Origin of the sequence: Corynebacterium sp. HMSC034E11 (genome assembly GCF_001835905.1) — a bacterium.
In the GTDB taxonomy this organism is placed as follows: domain Bacteria; phylum Actinomycetota; class Actinomycetes; order Mycobacteriales; family Mycobacteriaceae; genus Corynebacterium; species Corynebacterium coyleae.
The window spans coordinates 49,951-71,675 of sequence record NZ_KV826403.1 but is presented as its reverse complement, the minus strand read 5'-3'; the positions used below and the strand labels follow the sequence as shown (position 1 = coordinate 71,675).

Annotated in this window: 21 protein-coding genes; 15 read left to right on the top strand and 6 right to left on the bottom strand. The window is 59.5% G+C overall.

All coding sequences use genetic code 11. From position 1 onward, the window contains the following. Positions 1–17: 17 nt before the first annotated feature. The gene (locus HMPREF2690_RS07220) at positions 18–968 is read right to left on the bottom strand and encodes a MocR-like pyridoxine biosynthesis transcription factor PdxR (RefSeq protein WP_246819523.1); all 951 of its coding nucleotides are present in this window, start codon (positions 966–968) and stop codon (positions 18–20) included. 58 nt (positions 969–1,026) lie between these two features. Here HMPREF2690_RS07220 and pdxS point away from each other — a divergent pair, with 58 nt between their 5' ends. Continuing rightward, positions 1,027–1,902, top strand: coding sequence for a pyridoxal 5'-phosphate synthase lyase subunit PdxS (pdxS, locus tag HMPREF2690_RS07215; protein ID WP_070423174.1), 876 nt, complete (start codon positions 1,027–1,029; stop codon positions 1,900–1,902). Positions 1,903–2,064: 162 nt separating this feature from the next. Here the strand turns inward: pdxS and HMPREF2690_RS11945 are convergent, their stop codons facing one another. The 3 genes from HMPREF2690_RS11945 to HMPREF2690_RS11700 form a co-directional block, all read right to left on the bottom strand. Next, positions 2,065–2,442, bottom strand: coding sequence for a hypothetical protein (locus HMPREF2690_RS11945; protein WP_141761214.1), 378 nt, complete (start codon positions 2,440–2,442; stop codon positions 2,065–2,067). A gap of 320 nt (positions 2,443–2,762) precedes the next feature. Further along, on the bottom strand, positions 2,763–4,067 hold the full coding sequence (locus tag HMPREF2690_RS07205; protein ID WP_070484790.1) for a hypothetical protein: 1,305 nt from the start codon (positions 4,065–4,067) through the stop codon (positions 2,763–2,765). A gap of 16 nt (positions 4,068–4,083) precedes the next feature. Beyond that, positions 4,084–4,758, bottom strand: coding sequence for an ABC transporter ATP-binding protein (locus HMPREF2690_RS11700; protein WP_168167292.1), 675 nt, complete (start codon positions 4,756–4,758; stop codon positions 4,084–4,086). Positions 4,759–5,475: 717 nt separating this feature from the next. Here HMPREF2690_RS11700 and dop point away from each other — a divergent pair. Genes dop through HMPREF2690_RS07160 form a run of 8 tightly spaced genes read left to right on the top strand, consistent with a single transcriptional unit; the run spans position 5,476 to position 14,563 of the window. After that, complete coding sequence (gene dop / locus HMPREF2690_RS07195) at positions 5,476–6,996, top strand: depupylase/deamidase Dop (protein ID WP_070820522.1); 1,521 nt, start codon at positions 5,476–5,478, stop codon at positions 6,994–6,996. Positions 6,997–7,012: 16 nt separating this feature from the next. Then, positions 7,013–7,207 carry a ubiquitin-like protein Pup gene (locus HMPREF2690_RS07190; protein WP_070820521.1) on the top strand — a complete coding sequence of 65 codons (195 nt, stop codon included), beginning with the start codon at positions 7,013–7,015 and terminating at the stop codon, positions 7,205–7,207. Positions 7,208–7,239: 32 nt separating this feature from the next. After that, complete coding sequence (gene pafA / locus HMPREF2690_RS07185; RefSeq protein ID WP_371326019.1) at positions 7,240–8,607, top strand: Pup--protein ligase; 1,368 nt, start codon at positions 7,240–7,242, stop codon at positions 8,605–8,607. Between the two features lie 3 nt (positions 8,608–8,610). Then, positions 8,611–9,546, top strand: coding sequence for a helix-turn-helix transcriptional regulator (locus HMPREF2690_RS07180; RefSeq protein WP_070820519.1), 936 nt, complete (start codon positions 8,611–8,613; stop codon positions 9,544–9,546). Beyond that, complete coding sequence (locus HMPREF2690_RS07175) at positions 9,536–10,468, top strand: helix-turn-helix transcriptional regulator (RefSeq protein WP_070820518.1); 933 nt, start codon at positions 9,536–9,538, stop codon at positions 10,466–10,468. The genes HMPREF2690_RS07180 and HMPREF2690_RS07175 overlap by 11 nt, the downstream gene beginning before the upstream one ends. 34 nt (positions 10,469–10,502) lie before the next feature. After that, positions 10,503–10,769, top strand: coding sequence for a Sec-independent protein translocase subunit TatA (gene tatA / locus HMPREF2690_RS07170; RefSeq protein WP_070484785.1), 267 nt, complete (start codon positions 10,503–10,505; stop codon positions 10,767–10,769). A gap of 6 nt (positions 10,770–10,775) precedes the next feature. Then, on the top strand, positions 10,776–11,795 hold the full coding sequence (gene tatC / locus HMPREF2690_RS07165; protein ID WP_246816802.1) for a twin-arginine translocase subunit TatC: 1,020 nt from the start codon (positions 10,776–10,778) through the stop codon (positions 11,793–11,795). 5 nt (positions 11,796–11,800) lie between these two features. Continuing rightward, a complete protein-coding gene (locus HMPREF2690_RS07160) occupies positions 11,801–14,563 on the top strand; it encodes a DEAD/DEAH box helicase (RefSeq protein WP_070820517.1) in 2,763 nt (920 codons plus the stop codon). Here the strand turns inward: HMPREF2690_RS07160 and HMPREF2690_RS07155 are convergent. After that, positions 14,550–15,101: a S1 family peptidase gene (locus tag HMPREF2690_RS07155; protein WP_246819522.1), complete on the bottom strand. Its 552-nt coding sequence runs from the start codon at positions 15,099–15,101 to the stop codon at positions 14,550–14,552. The two genes, HMPREF2690_RS07160 and HMPREF2690_RS07155, sit on opposite strands and share 14 nt — an antisense overlap. A 23-nt stretch (positions 15,102–15,124) precedes the next feature. On the opposite strand from HMPREF2690_RS07155, the gene HMPREF2690_RS07150 reads away from it, so the two are divergent. From HMPREF2690_RS07150 to HMPREF2690_RS07125, 6 genes are all read left to right on the top strand, one after another. Beyond that, complete coding sequence (locus HMPREF2690_RS07150; RefSeq protein WP_070820515.1) at positions 15,125–16,237, top strand: M24 family metallopeptidase; 1,113 nt, start codon at positions 15,125–15,127, stop codon at positions 16,235–16,237. Further along, the gene (locus HMPREF2690_RS07145) at positions 16,230–16,955 is read left to right on the top strand and encodes an SDR family oxidoreductase (protein WP_371326018.1); all 726 of its coding nucleotides are present in this window, start codon (positions 16,230–16,232) and stop codon (positions 16,953–16,955) included. Before HMPREF2690_RS07150 ends, HMPREF2690_RS07145 begins: the two co-directional genes overlap by 8 nt. A gap of 365 nt (positions 16,956–17,320) precedes the next feature. Next, the gene (locus HMPREF2690_RS07140) at positions 17,321–18,169 is read left to right on the top strand and encodes a lipase family protein (RefSeq protein ID WP_246819520.1); all 849 of its coding nucleotides are present in this window, start codon (positions 17,321–17,323) and stop codon (positions 18,167–18,169) included. Between the two features lie 10 nt (positions 18,170–18,179). After that, the gene (locus HMPREF2690_RS07135) at positions 18,180–18,704 is read left to right on the top strand and encodes an FxsA family protein (protein ID WP_070484779.1); all 525 of its coding nucleotides are present in this window, start codon (positions 18,180–18,182) and stop codon (positions 18,702–18,704) included. Then, entirely contained in the window at positions 18,705–20,249 is a 1,545-nt protein-coding gene (gene lnt / locus HMPREF2690_RS07130) for an apolipoprotein N-acyltransferase (protein ID WP_070820512.1), read from the top strand. It begins immediately after the preceding gene. A 26-nt stretch (positions 20,250–20,275) separates the two neighbouring features. Continuing rightward, positions 20,276–21,262 carry a polyprenol monophosphomannose synthase gene (locus tag HMPREF2690_RS07125; RefSeq protein ID WP_070820511.1) on the top strand — a complete coding sequence of 329 codons (987 nt, stop codon included), beginning with the start codon at positions 20,276–20,278 and terminating at the stop codon, positions 21,260–21,262. A gap of 4 nt (positions 21,263–21,266) precedes the next feature. On the opposite strand, the gene HMPREF2690_RS07120 is transcribed toward HMPREF2690_RS07125, so the two are convergent. Beyond that, a complete protein-coding gene (locus HMPREF2690_RS07120) occupies positions 21,267–21,644 on the bottom strand; it encodes an RNA polymerase-binding protein RbpA (protein ID WP_070423193.1) in 378 nt (125 codons plus the stop codon). Between the last annotated feature and the right edge of the window lie 81 nt (positions 21,645–21,725).

Sequence of the window (21,725 nt, the reverse complement as noted above, 5' to 3'; positions counted from 1 at the left end):
CGGAATACCCCTACCAACTACGCGCACTCAGCACCGGCCGCGAGTTCCCGGGAGAGCAGCGTGGAAAACGTGCCGAGGGTGAGCACGTCCGCGCGTGTGGCCAGCGAGGACAGCGCAGGCTGTGGGGAGATGCGGTAGCGCAGTTCGGTATTGAAGTCGTCTTCGATCACCACGGTTTCGGTGCGAGCCGCCCATTCCAGGAGCTCTACGCGGCGGGCGGCGGGCATGGCGCCGCCGAACGGGTAGAGGTGGGAGGGGGTTACCAGCAGAGCGTCCAGAGTGTCAGGGAGTTCGCTGACCACAATGCCCTCGTGGTCGGTTGAGCATTCCACGACCTCGTGGCCGCCGAGCGGGATCACTCGCCTCAGGCCTGGGTGTCCGGGGTCCTCCACGCCGACGCGCAGTGCGGCACCTAGCGCGTAGAGGATGCACATCAGCCCTTCGCGTGAGCCGCCGGTGACCACGATCTGATCCGGAGAAACGTGCATGCTGCGTGCAAGACGGAGGTGTTCAGCCACCGCGTGGCGTAGCTCTGGTTCCCCGGACTTATCCATGGAGTTATCGGGTTCTGCGGCGGCCTCGCGCCACGCTTTGCGCCAAGTGACGGGGCGGATGGTGCCGGCGTTGCCGGGAGAAGGCTTCAGGGAGATCTGGGCCTTCGGTGTCATGCGGGGCGGCGCGTCGGTGGTGCGTTCAGGCATCCGTGCGGCGACGGTGAGGTCTGGGTGGATCCGCGTGGGCGCTCCCTGGCTGGTCAGCAGGTAGCCCTCACCCTCGAGCTGGTCGTATGCAGTGACCACACTGCCTCGCGATACCCCAAGTTGCTCGGCGAGAACACGGGTGGACGGGATTGCGTCGTTAGGCGAAAGCGCGCCGGTGGCAACAGCGTCGCGGATCCCTGCCGCGATTTGAGCAGGAATGGGCGTGGGATAGTCGCGTGAGACGTCGAGAAGCATCAACTGGTCCAAAGAATCTAAATATAACTGGCTCTTGGAATCTACCAGTTGGAGGTGCAGACTAAGCGGTATGTCTGATGTAGAACAGTTGAACCAGAAGTTCCTCGGCGGCGTGATTATGGACGTCGTCACCCCAGAACAGGCGAAGATCGCCGAAGACGCCGGCGCGGTCGCTGTGATGGCCCTCGAGCGCGTCCCCGCGGATATCCGCGCCCAGGGCGGCGTGGCCCGCATGTCGGATCCGGATCTGATCGAAGGCATCATCAACACCGTCGATATCCCGGTCATGGCCAAGGCCCGCATCGGCCACACGGTGGAGGCGAAGATCCTCGAGCACCTGGGCGTGGACTATATCGACGAGTCCGAGGTGCTCAGCCCGGCGGACTACGTCAACCACATTGACAAGCGTGGCTTTTCCGTGCCGTTCGTCTGTGGCGCGACCAACCTCGGCGAGGCACTGCGCCGCATCAACGAAGGTGCATCCATGATCCGCTCCAAGGGTGAAGCTGGCACGGGTGACGTGTCCGAGGCCACCAAGCACATCCGCAAGATCACCAGCGAGATCGCTGGCCTCCAGGCTATTTGGGAGAACAACCGCGACGAGCTCTACGTGGCCGCCAAGGAGCTGCAGGCTCCGTACGACCTTGTAGCGTGGGTTGCCGAGAACGGCAAGCTGCCAGTGCCATTGCTTGTCGCTGGTGGCGTGTCCACCCCGGCTGATGCGGCCTTCATGATGGAACTCGGCGCGGACGGTGTGTTTGTCGGCTCCGGCATCTTCAAGTCCGGCAACCCTGAGGCCCGCGCAAAGGCTGTGGTGAAGGCGACGCAGAACTGGAACGACATCGCGGTAGTCACCGAGGTGTCCCGTGGCCTGGGCGAGGCGATGGTGGGCATCAACGTCTCCGACCTCCCGGCACCGCACCGCCTGGCTGAGCGCGGCTGGTGACGCATTTATTCGTGCATCGACTAACCGGTTGAGAATGGCCATAGTTGTACGACCCTAAGTTCTCTGCGACTCGAACCTGTCAAACACATCGCCCCCAGGTCATGCGTGATACTTGGGGGCGAAGACTATTTCCTCATAACCACTCGAATTGGGCGGTCGAATCTATGTGTCTCTTCGAATTGCGAAAGCACTAGCACCGGCAGTGCGGAACTGCACCAGAAAACTCGCAATCAGTACTAGCCCTGTAGTGCATAGGTGCTCCGGAGAGAACCACGGTCCAGCATCTAGAAGTACCGCAAAAGGCCATGGGGTGAAGTTGGTAAAGAAAACCAAAGGCGTATTACAAAGCGCCCACAGGATAATGGTGGCGAGTGTCCCCAGTGATTTTCCCCACTGCGTGATCAGTATTGCACCTGCCGCAAATATCAACACACTGTTGTTGATAATCAGTTCGCTCTCTGGACTGACGGCGGGATCGGTCCCCGGCTCAAGATGATAAGCAACATTGCTCTGGATCGAGGCGAAATAGGCGACAATCACGACGACCATCGCACCAAAGGTTTGTCTAAATACTGATAACCACTGAGCCCGTCGTCTCCGCAGATCAATGTGAGGCATCGAAGGTGTTACAAGCACAACCGTGGTCAAAGCGAAAAGAAGCGAAACTAGCTCAACAGCTGTAATGCCAAAGGTCTCAGTGGGACTACCTCCGACCTCAAACGTTATCCCACGAACTAAACGAATCATTACTCCGCAAAATGCCCCCAAAAGGCAAATGATGTGCCACGGGGTGGACAAGAGAATACTACGGATCGGCATCGGGCTACCTCTGAGTAACTAAACGATGGTCAATGGTTGACCTAGGACTCCTCCGTCAACATTTCCCATGTAGCTTGACAAGACACAATTGCTCTCCAGTTCTTCGCTATGTTTTTGTCAACCACGCTGTGGTCAAGGGAAGATAGCACGTCCTCCGGTGCTGGATCCGTCTCACCGCTCTCGGAAATGCTTTTGTAGAAAGCACCATTTTTCTCAACGCTCTTGGAATAAACACCAGTGCGCTTAGTGATATAGACCCCAACTCGGTCGATCACAAAGGCTCCTTCGGACGTCGGATCTGTACATGACCCGATTCCTAGCTCATCGAGAAGAAGCCCACTGATGTCTAGGCGCCGATCCTCGCCGGCGGTCGTAAAGTTTTGGTAACCGTGGTCCCCGGACTTGATCCGGTAAGCCGAATTGCTGGCGAGTTTCCTCGGTCTTACGCCGTCCGGTAAATATTCTTCGAGGGCGGAGATATCACGAGTCATTTGCTCAAGCCCGGGCTCATCGGCCGAATCCACACATATCTCTGACCCGCCCGACGAGAATGCGCAAGAGTCTCGATCGACGATCGCGACGGGACCTGCAGCTGCCTGCAACAGACCTGCAACACCGACAATCGCCGTAATAGCAATTACTCCGCTAAGACTAATGTTTTTCGAAGCACCAGCAGCCAACAAAAGAAGTCCACCAGCTACCAGTGCGAGGCAAACGCTTACACCCAAGGCAACTACCAGGTTTCGAGGCTCAGTGAGATCAGTCGGATCAACCGCCTGCAAAACAATTGGAGCGACTGCCCAAGTTTTGGCACTGTTAGCACCGAACGCGACAACAAAGTAGGTGACAATAACTGCAATCAATGGCGAGACAGCGGGATGAAACTTGCGAAAGGCAAGCGCAACGAAAGCGGACAGCGCAGCAACCGTGGAGAGAAAAACGGTGCTGACAGCGACTACCAGCAGAATCCAGACGGATCCATCTGCACTTTTAGCGATAGCATCGGTAAAAGCAGGAATAGCCCCAAGTGATATTGACGCGGCTGTAATTAATGCTGGGGCGAGGGTCAAGAATAGAACCTGCAGTTTTAGCGGGTATCGGCCAAGTGAGTTGGCAGTTCCCACGCGAGGAGAAGCTAACGCTGCCACGTTGTAGGAGACGATGACTGCTAGTCCAAAGCAGGATAAAGCAGTTGCATCTCGAAATGCCTCAGCGATATCCGCAGTTCGCGGATACGCAAATTGCATTTGTTTAGAGGTCACCCAAAAGGAAACCCCAACACCGAATACCACCTGAAGGACACCGAGCACCATGAGCACTGGTGAGCCAAATTTTCTAGTGATCATAAGCTGAAGTCCTGAATTAATGTTTCGATGCCACGTAAGCGAGGGCGCGTTCTAGGGGATCGGTTGACACCGAGGAAAAATTGTCTGCCGAAACAGCTTTTAACCGATTCCATTCTCCCTCGTACGCGATGCGACCGTTGTGGAGCGCAACCACGTTGTCAGCCACATGCTCGAGATCATCCTGCAGATGCGTGGAGAGAATGATTGTTGCGCTATCTTTGAGACGATTTAGGAGATGTCGCACCTCAATCCTCGCCTGCGGATCAAGACCTGCGGTAGGCTCATCCAAAAATAGAATATCGGGCGAATGGATCAGGGAAGCTGCAATTCCAACGCGCCGAGTTTGTCCTCCAGACAGGTTGCTGACTCGGGAATTCTCAATCTCTGGGAGCTCGATCATCTCCAATACTTCCGGGATTCGTCGCAAATAGGCGCGTCTATCAAGCCCTGCAACCCAGCCTGCGTATGCAAGGGCGTCACGGCATGTCATAGTCGAGGCGAAACGTACATCTTGGGGTACATAGCCAATACGACGCCGATAGTTAACTAACGCTCTTCCTGCGATCTCCGTTCCATCGACCGAAAATCCACCTCGTGTCGGCTTTTCTATGGTGCACAGGAGACGTATCAACGTAGACTTTCCACTGCCGTTGCCGCCTATCAGGACCGAGAGACCCGGCGGGAACGTCACAGATACGTCTTTGATTGCTTCCGTAGTGCCAGTCCGCGACCTGAAAGTCTTGCTCAAGGAATTCGTGCAGATCAAGAAGTTTCCTTCCTATTTATTGGCAGGCCCCGGAGTTATCTCCACGCAACGAGTTTCCTGTGCTGCTGGCCACCCGGCCGTAGTAGCTTCCAGGTCCCTTGCATGCCCCAAAAGCTCGAACTATTTGATTGTTTACGCCCCTGACAGAACCAATGAGTGGGTCCGGTGCCCGAGGAATATCCTTGCGCAGCTCTAAGAAAAATTCAGCATTGTTCGCGCAGTTTTCCCGACCGCCTTGGATGCCCAGCCAATTTGTGGACTTGTCCCAACCGACATCCCAGACAACCAAACGGCAGGTTCCCGGCGCTCCACTTTCGCGGAAATCGTACGGAACAATCTCTGAAACATCGTCAGTCATCGATGTGGTGGGCGAATCGGACCACTGAGAAGGTTCCAAGGAGACGCCACTGCTTGGCGATGCGTCTGATATGGGCGAGAGGAATGACATACCAATTGCGGTTGCTGTCAGTATGGCGAAGATGTGGCGCCTTGAAGCTTGCATGTTCGTTACTCCTAAAAAGTTCGGAGGTGAAGCACCTCCATCAGAAAATTACTGGTGTAAAAAATATAGCATGGGTTACTATTCTGCGACAATAGTGAGAATACTCACAATTTGCCCCCGGCCTGTAGTCTGTTGAAGTGATGAGTAATAACCAATTGCGCTACATGGGTACCGAGACCGAATACGGCATCACTTGCCCCGATAATCCGCTGATCAGCCCGCTCGTCACCTCCACCCACGCGGTGGTGGCGTATGCAGCGTTGCGTACAAAAGCGCGTACTCGCTGGGACTACGCCGAAGAAGCGCCACTGAAGGACGCCCGTGGGTTCGATCTGCAGCGCTACCGCAGTGTGCCGGTGGTGGATGCGAATGCGATCGGGGTGGCAAACGTTGTCGTCGCTAATGGCGCGCGTTATTACGTTGACCACGGCCACCCGGAGTACTCCAGCCCGGAGTGCTCGAACGCCATGGACGCCATGATCTACGACGCAGCCGGCGATCACATTCTTAATGACGCCGCAGCTGACATCCGCCACCTGTGGGAAGAGCAGGTCTCCGTCCTGGCTAATCACGATCCGTGTCCGCCGCTGAAGTTCTACAAGAACAATGTCGACGGCAAGGGTCGCTCCTACGGCAGTCACGAAAACTACCTGTACTCGCGCCACACCAATTTTGAGCGGCTCACGCAGGCGTTGATTCCATTCTTCGTCACTCGCCAGGTGATCATTGGCGCCGGGCGTGTCGGTATCGGCCAGGCATCGGAGAAGCCTGGTTTCCAGATCTCGCAACGCGCCGACTACTTCGAGCAGGAAATCTCGCTCGAGACGACACTCAACCGCGGCATTGTGAACACGCGCGACGAGCCGCACGCACCCGAGGAGGACTTCCGTCGTCTCCACGTCATCGTGGGCGATGCGAACATGAGCCAGTACTCCAACTTCCTCAAGCTCGGCATGACGAAGTTGGTCCTCGACGCCATTGAGCAGGACGTGGACTTTTCGGATCTGCGACTGAAGGACCCCGTCGCGGAGATCCATGCGGTTAGCCACGATCCGGCACTGACGCACGAGCTTTCGCTTGTCGACGACACCACGCGCACCGCAATCTCCATCCTGCGGACCATCCGTGAGCGGTGTGTGGGACTAGAGAGACTTGGGGTCGTCGATAAGCAAGTGCTCGAACTGTGGGGCGAGATTCTCGACGATCTGGAACGCGATCCGCTCTCAACGGCGGACCGGCTGGACTGGACCGCAAAGTGGTCGCTGATCCAGCGCTTCGAGCAGCGCGGCGCGACGATGGCGAAGCTGCAGGCGATTGACCTGCAGTACTCGGACATTGACCCGTCGCAGTCGCTGTATCACGCGCTTGTCCGCAAGGGGGCAATGCGCACGATGGTTGATGCGGAAACGATCAAACGGGCCGCCGCAGAACCGCCACGCGACACGCGAGCGTACTTCCGCGGCACCGCCGGCCAAAAGTTCGGCGAAAACCTGGTCGCCTCTAGCTGGCAGTCGATGCTGTTTTCTGTCGACGAACAGCTCTACCGGGTGCCCTTGGACCTGCTTGGGGAGCACACCGCGGCCGACACCGAAGAACTGATCACCCAATCCAACACGGTGTCCGACTTGCTGGCCGGACTGGGCTTGAAAACGAATAGGTAAAGGTAGGCTGATACCCATGGCTACGCAACAGATGCACGCCGCAGGTGGCGGCGGTGAAGATAACGGTGACAACTTCGACGCATCGCAAGGCGCCGGGCAAGCCCAGATCAACACAGCCGGTACGGATGATCTGCTGGACGAGATCGACGCGCTGCTGGACACCAACGCGGAGGAGTTTGTGAAGTCCTTCGTGCAAAAGGGCGGTCAGTAAACGCAATGGTGGCTGGGTACCCACGGCGCATCATGGGCGTCGAAACAGAATTCGGCGTGGCTGCCTATGACGGTGCCCGCCAAGTGCTCACCCCGGAAGAGATCGCCAGGTACCTCTTCCGCCCGGTAGTAGCGCAGCACCGCAGTTCCAACGTGTATGTGGACAACGCTGCGCGTCTTTACCTCGATGTCGGCTCGCACCCGGAGTACGCGACAGCGGAGTGCGACTCGCTGTCCCAGCTCCTCGCGCACGATAAGGCGGGCGAGTGGATCTATGCGGATCTTGCAGAAACGGCCGACAAGGCCCTTGCGGCAGACGGCCTCGGCGGGTCGACCTACCTGTTTAAGAACAACGTGGACTCGCGCGGCAACTCCTATGGCGCACACGAGAACTACCTGGTCAGCCGCGAACTCGCGCTGAAGTCCTTTGGCCAGCAACTCCTGCCGTTTTTGATTACGCGCCAGCTCATCTGTGGCGCTGGAAAGATCGCAGGCGACACCTTCGTCATCTCTCAACGCGCAGATCAGGTGTGGGAGGGTGTCTCGTCCGCAACGACGCGCACCCGCCCGATCATCAACACCCGCGACGAACCCCACGGGGACTCGCATCGCTTCCGTCGCATGCACGTCATCGTGGGCGATTCCAACATGTCCGAGCCGACCTTCGCGCTGAAGGTTGGCTCGATGCTGCTGGTCATCGAGATGCTCGAGGCAGGCTTTGACCTGCCCGACATGGAGCTCACAGACCCGATTGCGCATATCCGAGACATCGCAGCCGACCCGACCGGATCGACGCCACTCGACCTAGCAGCGGGTGGCACCGTGACCGCCTTGGAGGTACAGCGCACAACGCTTGAGGCTGCAAAGCGCTGGTTGGCGCAACGCCCAGACGAGGGTACGCCGAACGAGGAGATGGCCCGCGTCGTGGACCTGTGGGAGCGCACCCTCAATGCGATTGCGACACAGGATTTCTCCCAGGTAGATACAGAGATCGACTGGGTGATTAAGCGCAAACTGCTTGAGCAGTTCCGCGCCAAGCTCGGTTGTGGCTGGGACCACCCAAAGCTCGCCCAGATCGACTTGACGTATCACGACATCAACCGCAAGCGCGGACTGTTCTATCTGCTGGAGCGCAAAGGTCTTGCCAAGCGCTGGATTACCGACGACCAGATCGCACAGGCTGTGGTGAACCCGCCTGAGACCACACGTGCCGCCATCCGCGGGAGGTTCCTCGCGGCAGTACGTGAGGCAGAGACGCCACACAACGTCGATTGGGTGCACCTGAAGGTCAACCGTCCGGAGCCGCGCACGATTGAGTTGCTCGACCCATTCGCCAACACCAGCGCCGAGGCAGATGACCTCATCGACTACGTCAACGCTCACGCGGGGGAAGGGGAGTAACGCATGGCCGACGATTCTGACATGATCATCCGCCAGGTCGGCCTCACCTTTGCACTGCTCAACTCACCTGAAAAGCGGGACGTCGCGTGGGTACAGCGCCACGTCGACGGTTACGGAGGTCGCAGCCGTGACGCTGCAGGTCATCTCATCCGCCGTGACGTCGCAGAACTGCGCCGACTCTGGGTTCCCGCCCACTTTGTGGACGGGGAAGTTTGGGTAGATAAAGACCTCTACGAGCTTCCCCCGGTGGATCTCACCGCCGAGGAAGCATCCGTCGTCGGGCTAGCAGTTGATCTTTCCCAGCCGGGCTCGCTCGGCAGTTTCGCGCGCTCGGGATGGACAAAGCTCGCCGCATCCGGTGCGACGCGGAACCTGGACGCTCCGACGTTGGTGTCGGTGTCCAACGACATCTTCCAACTCCGCCCAGAGACGTTGCGCGCCATCGTTGCGTGTGTGCGCAACAAGCAGCGCATGTCCTTCGACTTCGTCCGCGCACCAGGCAAGGATCCTGAGCGTCGCGTAGTGGACCCGTGGGGTGTGGTGTCGCTGAACAACCGTGCCTACTTCGTCGGCTACGACATCGACCGCGGTGCCGAGCGCGTCTTCCGCGTGAAGAAGATCTCCCAGGTCAAACGTGTCAACACATCGGAGCAGTTCCACGAGCAAGAACGCGAGCTCCAAAGCATTGTGGAGGCATCGTTGCGAGGCGACCTGGTTGATGCCACCGTCACCGTTGCCAATGGAGCCGGTGAAGAACTCGCAATGCGGGGCAAGCGTATCGACGACACCATCACGCTCACCTCAGTCGATCGCGATTGGGTCGTTCGCGCGATTGCCAGCATCGCGGGCAGCGTTATTGCGGTGGAGCCAGCTGGGGTACGGGAGGACGTCGTCAAGCTTCTGCGCTCTGCGAAGGGAAAGGAGCCTCATGAGCACTGATCTGCAGCGACAAGAGCGCGTGGTGCGTTTGCTCAACCTGGTTGCTTACGCATCCAACCACGCGGACCTGACGGTGATGGAGATCGCGCGCGACCTCGGCGCAGATCCGCAGCAGGTGCGCGATGATCTGGACTTGCTGTACATGTCGGGCGTTGGCACTGGTCCGGGGGAGATGATCGAGCTGGAGCATTCCTGGAAGGGCGTGCGGATCATCGACGATCAAGGCTTGACCAAGCCGCTTCGCCTCACCCCAGTCGAAGCAAGTGCGCTGCTGGTGCTGCTCGACTCGTTAGAGACAATGCCTGGGCTTGTCGACGCACGCGCGGTCCGCTCCGCAGCCGACAAGATCCGTACCGCGACAACCTCGAGCGGCATCGGCGATGCGGAGCACCCCACGACGTCGAGTATTGCGTCTACGGTCGCCGAGGCACTCTCTGCCAAGCAGCAACTTGAGGTGACGTATTACTCGGCAACCTCAGACTCAACGAGTAAGCGAATAATCGAGCCGGCGAGCCTCTTCCATGAAGACGGCAACACGTACCTCCGCGCCGCAGATGCCGGCGAGATGAAGACGTTCAGGCTTGACCGAATCCGGGAAGCAGTGCTTCTCGACGAGCCGTCCACCGCCACGGACACCGACTTCGACAGCGCCGATCCCTTCGGGATGGCCCAGCAGGCGAAGGCTCGGCTGTTGATTCATCCGGACGCGACGTGGCTGGCGGACTACTGGGACATCGATATCGAAAGTGACGTAATTGACTCCGAAACGGGGTGGATTCCGGCCACCATGCACTACGGCAGCGGCGACTGGCTGATCCGGTTCTGCCTAGGTCAAGGCGACCGCGTACGCATCCAAGAGCCTGCGGATCTGGCCCGCGAACTCGAGGCGCGCGTGAATTCTGCGCTCGAGGCGTTAGACTAAGAGCCCTTACACGTCTGTTGTTGAAAGGAACGCAATGACTTTGCCGAGTGGAGCAGAACTACTCCTTATTCTTTTCGTAATCTTGCTTTTGTTTGGTGCAAACAAGCTGCCGGATCTCGCACGCTCCATGGGTCGCTCCGCCCGTATCTTTAAGTCTGAAGTCAAGGAGATGCAAAACGACGAGGCTGGCGAACAGCCGAAGCAACAGCACGAGATTGAATCCGCGGCTGCCCAAGAGACCCGCAGCGCCGCGCAGGACGCCGATTTCTGGGAGCGCCCGGAGAACCAGCCGCGCTCCTAGGTGGCAATGAAGGCAAAAGTGACAAATCGGAGGAAGAATCCTACCGGCGAGATGTCGCTGGTCGAGCACCTCCAGGAACTTCGTCGTCGGGTACTTGTCTCTCTAGCTGCGATTCTCGTCGGGACTATCGTGGGCTTTATTTGGTACCAATATGCGCCTTGGCGCTTGATGCCGTTGGGTGAAATCATTCGTGGCCCATATTGCAGTTTGCCAGATGAACTTCGAGCGGATTTTACCGGAGACGGCGAGTGCCGGCTTTTGGCAACAAGACCACTAGAGATGTTCATGCTGCGACTGAAGATTGGCGCTCTCGCCGGTCTGGTACTGGCATCTCCGGTGTGGTTATCCCAAATTTGGAAGTTTATTACGCCAGGACTGCTAAAGAACGAACGCCGCTATACGTTTGTCTTCGTAACTATTGCAGTGATTCTTTTTGTAAGCGGCGCAACTCTGGCCTATTTCATCCTTGACCAGGGATTTCTGATCTTGATGTCAATTGGATCTGAGTTTCAGATCGCTGCACTGTCTGGTGGAGACTACTACAACTTCCTGCTGTCTCTCATCGTGATCTTCGGCGTGAGCTTCGAGGTGCCGCTGATCATCATCATGCTCAACCTCGTCGGAGTGTTGCGCTACGAACATGTGAAGGACAAGCGTCGCTTCATCATCGTGTTGATCTTCATCTTCGCGGCCGTCATGACTCCAACACAGGATCCATTTTCCATGACGATCCTGGGTCTTTCTATAACGTTTTTGGTCGAGCTCGCGTTCCAGTTCTGCCGTTTCAACGACCGCAAGCGCAAGCGTGAGCGTCCAGACTGGATGGATCTTGACGACGAGCAGGGTTCCGGCCCGATCGACGCTCCGACTCCGGTTGGGTCTGCGAGCCCGATTGGCTCGTCGACAAGCATTAAGGCTGCACCGATCGAGCGCCCACAACCGGTACACCGTGCCCCGGCGGCAAAGTCGAGCACCTCGCAGAAGCGAGGCTTCGAAAACGACATTGACTTTGGGGACGTACTGTAGGGGGCATGCTTTCCTCCGAGAACTCCACGCCGTTTCTGCAGGAATTCGCCGCAGCGAAGCCTTTCGATCTCGACGACTTCCAGATTGAGGCCTGCAAAGCCGTCGAGGAAGATCGTGGCGTGCTGGTTTGCGCGCCAACCGGCTCGGGCAAAACCATTGTTGGCGAGTTCGCCGTGTCCCTCGCCCTGCACCGTGGGACGAAGTGTTTCTACACCACGCCGATCAAGGCGCTGAGCAACCAGAAGTACAACGACCTCGTTGCCGAGCATGGCGAAGAGGCTGTCGGTCTGCTCACCGGGGACACCAGCATCAACGGCTCGGCTGAGATCGTCGTCATGACCACTGAGGTGCTGCGTAACATGCTCTACGCCGAATCGCCGCAGTTGGATCGACTGACCCATGTGGTGATGGATGAGATCCACTTTTTGGCCGATCGAGACCGAGGTGCCGTGTGGGAGGAGATCATCCTCAACCTGAGCGACTCGGTGAGCCTCATTGGTCTTTCGGCGACGGTGTCGAACTCCGAGGAGTTCGGCGAGTGGCTGTCTACCGTCCGCGGTGACACCGAGGTGATCGTCTCTGAGCACCGCCCGATTCCGCTTAGCCAGTACATGATGGTGGGGCGCAAGATGTTCCCGCTGTTTGAACCCGGCACCGACGGGAGAGTCAACCGCTCCCTCGAGCACGCCATTGAGCGCATCGAGTCCGGCCATTCCAATGAGGGTCGCCGCGACTTCGAAGAAGGCCGTGGCTTCCGTTCGCGCTCCCGCAGCGGCCGTACCCGCGGCCAGGACAAAGTGCGTCCAGTAGGGCGCCCGGAGGTCGTCTCCGTCCTGCAGGGCCAGGACATGCTGCCCGCTATCGTGTTCATCTTCTCCCGCGCCGGCTGCGACGGCGCACTGTTCCAGTGCCTGCGTTCCCGCAAGGAACTGACGACTCCGGAGGAGCGCTCCGAAATCGAGCAGATTATCGACGACGGCGTGGAAGGCATTCCCGGCGAAGACCTTGAAGTGCTCAACTTCAAACAGTTGCGCACCGCTTGGATGCGTGGCTTTGCCTCCCACCACGCAGGTCTGCTGCCAGCGTTTAAGCACATCGTCGAACAGCTCTTTGTACGCGGTTTGGTCAAGGTGGTCTTCGCCACCGAAACGCTTGCGTTGGGGATCAACATGCCGGCGCGCACGGTCGTGCTGGAGAAGATGGTCAAGTTCAACGGCGAGGCCCATGTCGATCTGACTCCTGGCCAGTACACGCAGCTGACCGGGCGTGCGGGGCGCCGCGGCATCGACCACATCGGCAACGCCGTCGTGCAGTGGGCACCGGCGCTGGACCCCCATGCGGTTGCCGGGTTGGCCTCGACCCGCACATACCCGCTGATTTCGCAATTTCAGCCTGGCTACAACATGGCCATCAACATGCTGGCCATGAATGGGTTCGATGATTCGATCCGACTGATCGAGCAGTCTTTTGCCCAGTTCCAGACCGACCGCTCCGTGGTGGGCGAGGTCCGTGACATTGAGCGCCTGCAGGCTAAGGTGCGGACGTTGCGCGAGAAGTTGGAGCGCGACATCTCCGCGTTCGCGCCGCCGTCCGAAGATCCCGCAGCGGAGCTTGTGGAGTACTCGCGGCTGCGTCGAGACCTCAACGATGCGGAGAAGAAAGCGCGCCGCGAAGCGATTGAGAACCGCCACACGGAGACCGTCAAGATTCTCGCTCGCCTTCAAGTCGGCGAGGTGATCGCGCTGCCAGGCAAGCGGAAGCCGGAACTGGCCGCTGTGGTGCAACCCGCGGCGAAGCAGCACGACCCGCGTCCCTGGGTGACCACAGAGCGCGGCTGGTCGGCGCGTATCGACGCCGCCTCGTTCCGCAACCCACCCATGGTCGTCGGCCGCATCAAGGTGCCACGTCACATGCAGCAACAGCCACGAAAACACGCGCGCAAGGTGGCAGACATGCTGCACCGTGGCCACTTCAACGCGCCGAAGCGACTGCGTGAGAAGGCAAGGACCCGTCCGAACAAGCAGGTGCTGGCGATTCAAGAGGCGCTTCGCAACCACCCGGTTCATCACTGGCCAACCCACGACCGCGAGCTTCTTGCCCGGACTGCTGAAGACATCGTGCGCGACGAACGCAAACTTGCCTCACTTGAACGCCGGGTCGACTCGTCGACTGATTCCCTCGGCCGAACCTTTGAGCGCATCATCGGGCTGCTCACGGAGATGGACTACGTCGAACTTGTCGACGGCGAACCGAACGTCACCGACGAGGGCGAGCGTCTATCGCGTATTCACAACGTCTCAGACCTTCTGGTCGCACAGTGTCTCAAGCGCGGCATCTGGGACGAGCTAGATCCAGCGGAACTCGCCGGTGTCGCATCCATGGTGGTGTTCGAAAACCGTCGTGCGACCCAGGGTTCACCGGAGGCGGCAACCGACGCGATGGCTGATGCGATGAACGACACCATGCGCATCTACGGCGAACTGGTGTCTGATGAGCAGCGCCATAATCTTCCCGCAACACGCCTTCCGGATGCCGGGTTTAGCCTGTCCATGCATCAGTGGACCGCGGGTGCTCCCTTGGGCTACGCACTCGCAGCTGCGGCAGAATCCGGCGCGGAACTGACACCTGGCGACTTCGTGCGCTGGTGCCGCCAAGTCATCGACCTGCTCGAGCAGATTAAGAAGACCGGCTACTCGGACCAGATTCGTGATAACGCCAACCGTGCGGTCGACGCGATCCGCCGCGGTGTGGTGGCTATCGGTAACTAGCGGGCAATAGCGACACGGTGGCGATTCGCAGGTTTCGGTTCATCGGATCCATGATGAGCGACTGCACTGCGAACAGCTTGCCGTGTGCAAAGACCGGCCCGCCAGAGTCTCCTTTGATCGCCGGGGGAGAGGCGTAGACTAAGCCCGCGGGGCGGATACGCGTGGCAAAGGACCGTGACGCGGAAAACGGCAGCTTGCCCAGGTAGAGGCCTGGCTTTCCCTGAGGAGTTTTCGCACGTCCGCCGAAGCCAACCGTCAGCGTCGATGCGCCAATCTTCGGAGGAGCCCCAATCGCAAGCAGCGGAGCCGATGAGCGTTCGGTGAGCCGTGCCAATGCAATATCGGTACCGGGAATCGGTGCGGCGGATTTGAGACGGTACGTGGTGTCGTCGATACGCACACGCACCTTCGATTCATCCACACCGCGAAAGAAATGCGCACACGTGAGCACCGTATCGGGCGTGATCAGCGCGCCTGAACAGTAACTACGTCCAGGCATACTGATGCGGGCGATTGATCGTGCGAGGGATTCAGACACAGCAGCGATGGTATCGATCTACCATGGCCAGCATGACGTTTGATGCAAGTGTGTACGCGAAGCGCCGACAAATGGCTGCCGACTTGGTAAAGCAACGTGGCTTGAGCGGATTGGTGATCGGGACTGGTGCAGAGTTTGCCTACCTCACCGGCTCCTGGGCGTCATCTCATGAACGCCTCACCGCCCTCGTCATCTCGACCGATGGCGCGCGTGTCGTCGCACCGATGACAGACCTGCTTTCGTTGGGGCTCGACGGCGCGGACGACGTCGAGGTGATTGGCTGGCGCGATGGTGAGAACCCGTACCGTCTCGTTGCTGACTCGCTTCCGGATGGCCCGGTCGGTCTCGGCTCCTCTTTGACCGCCGACCACGTGTTCGCACTGCAGGCCCTGCTGCCACGTACAGATCTGGCTGAGACTGAGGTCGCGGAATTGTTCATGGTGAAAGACGCTGCAGAGCTTGAACAACTCGAGGCCGCAGGCAGGGCAATCGACCGTGTGCACGAACGTGCTGCGGAGCTGCTTCAGCCGGGCCGTACGGAGCGCGAGATCGCCGCAGAACTGAACGCGCTGATCCTCGAAGAGCACGAAACGGTCGCGTTCGTCATCGTCGGTTCGGGACCAAACGGCTCGAACCCGCACCACGACTTCTCAGACCGTGTGCTCGAGGAGGGCGACCCGGTGGTCGTGGACCTCGGCGGTGCGCTGCCATCTGGCTACCAATCGGACTGCACCCGTACTCACGTCGTGGGTGGCAGGAACAAGGCGAAGCCAGACTTCCTGGAGGCGTACGACGCGCTGGAGCGTGCGTTCCAGGCGGCCTGCGACGCAGCCCGACCCGGCATTACCGCAGGGGAGCTCGACGCCGTCGCACGAGGCGTACTGGAGGAGGCCGGCTACGGCGAGTGGTTTACCCACCGTCTTGGACACGGTATCGGATTGTCGGGCCATGAGCAGCCGTTCATCATCGCAGGTAGCGACGTCATCTTGCGCGAGGGAATGGCCTTTTCCATCGAGCCAGGCATCTATAAGCCAGGTGAGTGGGGCATGCGCATCGAAGACATCGTGACGCTGACTGCTTCCGGCATGAAGACCTTCAACACCACTCGCCGCGACCTGGATGCAGCGCGTGGATAACCCCGGAACAGTGCTCCTACTCGGTGCTCGCAGCGACATCGGCGGCGAGATCGCTGTGCGCATCTGCAGTGGTCGTGAAGTCGTACTCGCAGCGCGTGGCAGCGACGGCCTCGATGACGTGAAACGTCGCTTGCTTGCAGCGGGCGCGACTGCTGTCCGAGCCGTTAATTTTGACGCTACCGACCTCGACTCACATCGCCGCATCGTCCGCGAGGTGGGGGAGGTCACGTCCGCCATCGTCGCCTTCGGCATTTTGGGCGATCAGGAACTGGCAGAGCGCGATGAACGCGAGGCCGCTCGCATTGCCACGGTGGACTACGTGGCACAGGTCAACATGCTCACCGTCCTTGCCGACGAAATGGCACGCGGCGAGATCTTCGCCTTTTCTTCTATCGCTGGTTGGCGGGCACGTCGCGCCAACTACGTCTACGGATCGACGAAGGCAGGCCTTGACGCGTTTTGCCAAGGGCTCTCCGACAGACTCCACGGTACGGGTCTGAACCTGATCCTGGCTCGCCCGGGCTTTGTCATCGGTGCGATGACTGAGGGGATGAAGCCTGCCGTCATGTCGGTGACCCCGGATGTCGTCGCAGATGCTGTCGTTGAGGCCGCAGTCAAGGGACGGAGCACGACAGTGTGGATTCCGCGTCGCCTCGCCGTTTTGGCCACGATTATGCGCTTGGTTCCCCGTCCAATCTGGCGTCACATGCCGAGGTAGCCATGGCGTCGTTGCTCCTTCCTCGTGTGCGCTCACTCGTCGGGCTCGGCCTTGACTTAGTTCGTCCTGCTCAACGAACCGGGCCCGATTTCGGCCGAGCTACCTGGCTTATGGGCGTGACGCCAGGTTCCCTTCTCGAGGCCGTACCGATCCGACCGGTAGGGGCAAGCGGGCTGCTGAACCCCTCTGACTCCTGGCGTATCGAATATGCCACGAGTGATACCCAGGGCCGGATCTTATCCGCGACAGGCGCAGTGTTTCGCTCTCGTACGCCGTGGACGGGGAAAGGTGAACGGCCCACGATCGCGTTTGCGCCATCGACGCAGGGCGTTGCACGGCGTTGCGACCCCTCATATTCCTGCACCGTGGGCATCGGACCACGTATCAAGCCCATAGACTTGATCGCCGCGTATGAACAACCCGTAATCAACTTGTTCCTTGCAGCCGGCGCCGACGTAGTCATCACCGATTACCCACGCGACCCCGGGGACGATGTGGAGCTCTATTGCGACCATGTTGCAGCAGCACGCTCGCTCGCCGACGCGGTTCGCGCAAGCACCCACCTGGGTGTCGGTACGTCCAAACTCGGCCTGTGGGGTTTCTCCCAGGGCGGGGGAGCCGCCGCGTCGTGGCTCGAGGAACCTGAGTACGCACCCGATCTCCAACTGCTGGCAGCTGTGGTCGCAGCTCCGCCAGTGGACATGGTCAGCATGCTCCATCACGTCGATGGCGCGCTTGCCTCCGTAGTGATCCTCTACGCGGTCGCGGGTCTCATGGCCAGCGACGATGCGATCGCGGCAGAAATCGCTCCGCACTTAAGCCCAAGGGGTGTTGCGGCCATTGCGAACGGGGCGCGCACGTGTGCTTTAGGGGCGGTGCTGCATCGCCCGTGGTCGCATACTCGCTCTTGGACGAGGACAGGAGTGAGCATGGCATCTCTTCTTGACGACCTCCCGTTGACCAGCAGCCACCTCGACGCAACACGCCTAGGCACCAAACGCCCGCTAGGCATTCCGATTCGTCTGTGGAGTTCGCCATACGACGACCTTGTCCCGCACTCAGATGTCGCAGCCTTGGCAGAGAGTTGGGGAGTGGAGTTCCTCTCACGTACGGCCAGGCGTATCCGTGGCAGGACTGGCACGAACCACTTCGGCCCGTATTTTCTCTACGCTGCAACTGACGTGGGTTGGTTGCTCGATCGGCTCAACGGGTAGTCTCTGCCCCATGCCTGTGCTCCTGTTGTCCTACTTCGTTGTTGAAGCGATCGCGTTCTTTCTCGTCGCCAAGTGGATTGGTGTCGGCTGGGCGCTGTTGGCAATTTTTGCACTGATGATCTTCGGTGGCTTTGCCGCCAGCATGTCGCTTCGCAGTGAACTTACGCAGATGGCTCGCGGGCGAACCAGCCTTGGCAAGTTGGCTGGCGACTCCGCACTGTTGATGGCGGGTTGGGCGCTAAGCCTCGTCCCTGGCTTCGTGAGCTCGGTCATCGGCCTGCTATTAGTGTTCGGTCCGACACGAGCAATCGCGCGTCGTTCGATGACCAAACGCGCCCGTCGCAGCATGGAAGACCTCGGCGCGCGCCTCTACGAGGCCACCCCGATGTCGCAGTTCACTACCTCCTACGGTTCGTTTACCAATCCCAATCAGCCCTATCCGCAGAAAGGAGCGGATGCTGACGACGTCGTTATTGATGCCGACGAGTTGGAGGAATGGTTCCGCAACAGCGGCAATGAGCCGGGGGAGAAGTAGGTGACGGCCCTTACCCGCTTCCTCCGGTTCGTACTCGCGGCCTGCTCTGGCTGGCTGGTGTTCTTCTCGTACGAACCGCACGGACACTGGTTCTCCGCCATCGTCGGCATATCCGTGTTTTATCTTGCGCTCATGCCATGGCAACGCTGGCCGGGTACTGATCGTCCTTCCGCAGCCTTCGGCGGCCTACTGGGCTTTACGCAGGCTGCGTTTTGCTACCTCTACCTGCTGCCGTGGATCGGGGAGTTTGTCGGCGCAATGCCGTATGTCGCTTTGTCGATCTTCCTCGCGCTCTACGGCATCGCTACAGGTGTGTTTGGTGTGATCGTCGCGCGTTGGCGCTTTGGCTTCCTCGCGTTTGCGCTGATCTACCTTGCGGTTGAGTTTTGCCGCTCGTCGTTTCCTTTCGGCGGGTTTAGCTGGGTACGCCTGGCGTGGGGGCAAATCAATGGTCCACTAGCCGCTCTCGCACCTTGGGGTGGTCCGGCGCTAATCTCAATTGTTGTGGCGCTGGCAGGGGCAGGTCTCATCGTGGCCATCCTGCAGCGTGGGACGCAACGCTGGGCCGGCCTTGTAGCCGCAGTACTGCCCCTCGGTCTCGGCACCGTGGCGCAGATCGGGGTCAATAACCCTGCCTCGACAGTGGGCGAAGCAACCGTTGCCGCGGTACAGGGCAACGTCCCTCGCATGGGGCTTGATTTCAACGCACAGCGCCGCGCGGTGCTGGCCAACCACGTCAACGAAACGCTTGCGCTTCGCGACGACCTCCGCGCGCAAAACATGGATGTCGACGCCGTTTTCTGGCCAGAGAATTCCTCTGACGTCAATCCGTTCACCGACTCGGAAGCACGAGCGCTTATCGACGTCGCCGTGCGCGGCATCGACGCACCGTTGCTCGTTGGCACACTCACACGTGACGACGTTGGGTCCCGCAACACCATGGTCGTCTTCGACCCAAAAGATGGGCCAGGGGAGTACCACCACAAGCGGTTCCTCCAGCCGTTCGGCGAGTACATGCCCATGCGTGACTTCTTCCGGAAGTTCTCCGACATGGTCGACCTGGCTGGCAACTTCAAACCTGGTGACGGCAACGGTGTGGTGCACCTCGGCAACATCGCGGTCGGTGTGGCGACCTGCTACGAGGTGGCGGAGGACGAGGCCTACCGGATGGCGATTCGCAACGGCGCCCAGTTGCTCAGCACACCGACGAACAACGCCACGTTTGGATTCACCGGCATGACGTATCAACAATTGGCGATGAGCCGCATGCGAGCACTGGAGACCGATCGCGCAGTGGTTGTTGTAGCCACCTCGGGTGTCTCCGCCATCGTCCATCCCGACGGCTCAGTATCGCAGCAGACGGAAATCTTCACGGCAGATCATCTCGTCGAAAAGCTGCCGCTGCGCGATTCTGTCACCCCGGCTGTGCGATTTGGAAAGATTCTGGAGTGGTTGCTTGTCGCGGCAGGGATCATGCTGATGGCTGTGGCAGGCGTTTCCGCACGTACCCGGGCGCACGGGTATGCTGCACCAAGGAATAAATAAGTGTGACAACGAGGAGACGTAGCACCGTGGCGAATACAACCCTGGTGATTATCCCGACCTACAACGAAGTGGAAAACATCCCGCTTATCGTTGGACGCGTGCTGGATGCCAACAAGGATGTGGACGTCCTTGTGGTCGATGACAACTCGCCTGACGGCACCGGAGCAAAGGCTGACGAGCTCGCAGCTACTCATGATGAAGTTCACGTGCTCCACCGCACCGGCAAAGACGGCCTGCTGGCTGCGTACCGTGCCGGCTTCGAATGGGCCCTTGAGCGCGAGTACGAGGTCATCGTTCAAATGGATGCAGACGGCTCGCATGCCCCTGAGGAACTCGTGCGTTTGCTCGACGCAGTAGCCAACGGCGCAGATCTGGCAATCGGTTCGCGCTACGTCGACGGTGGGGAAGTAAAGAACTGGCCGCGCAGCCGCTACCTGCTGTCCAAGCTGGGCAATGAGTACATCTCGATCGCGCTTGGCGACGATGTCAAGGACATGACCGCTGGCTACCGCGCGTTCCGCCGCGAAATCTTGGAAGAACTCGACCTGGATGCACTGTCCAACAAGGGCTACATCTTCCAGGTGGAGATTGCCCACAAGGTCGCAGACGCTGGATTCGGGGTTGTTGAAGTCCCCATCACCTTTGAAGACCGCAAGCTTGGCGAGTCGAAGCTGGATGCAAGCTTCGCTGCCGCATCGTTTGCGGAGGTAACCAAGTGGGGAGCGAAGGAAAAGGCTTCCTTCGTGGGCAACCTGGCGAGCGAAACCTGGCGACAGATTGAGTACGCTGCCGCCAACTCAAAGCTTGCAGATCTTCCAAATCGTGCGGCCAAGGCTCCGTCGCAGGTAGCTGACTTGGCTAACGAGGTTGCTTCCTTGACCAAGTACGAGCTTTCCGGCAAGAACCTGGATAAGGTCGGCCGTCGCGTTGCAGAAGGTGCACAGACGGCAAAAGACCTGACGACGGAAACCGTGCGTCAGGTCCTTCACGTATTCAATTCCGGTTCGAAGTAAGGAATTAGCCTTCCTTCTGCGCGGCCTGCTCCTTAGCGAGGCGGGCCGCGGTGCGACGGCGCTTCCGGAGCTGCTCTAAGCGCTCCTCAAGCAGCACGTCGAGCTCCTCAATGCTGCGACGTTCCAGCAGCATGTCCCAGTGGGTACGCGGCGGCTTCGTCGGCTTCGACTCGACGCCTTCGCCCTCCATGAGCGTGCCGGTCTGGCCGTTCTTGCACATCCACTCTTCGGGGATCTCAGCCTCATCGGCGAACGGAACCTCAAACACCTCACCATTGGGTGTTTGGTACTTCGCCATGCGACGCGGCGCGAGATCATGGTCGCGGTCAGTTTCGTAGCTCACGGCACCCATGCGGCTACCGCGTAGCACTCGATCAGCCATGTTGTCTCCATCCTTGTCGTCGTTATTGCCCGGTTGCCCAGCAATCGCTCAAGTATAACGGTCCACTAATTCGTTTTGTTC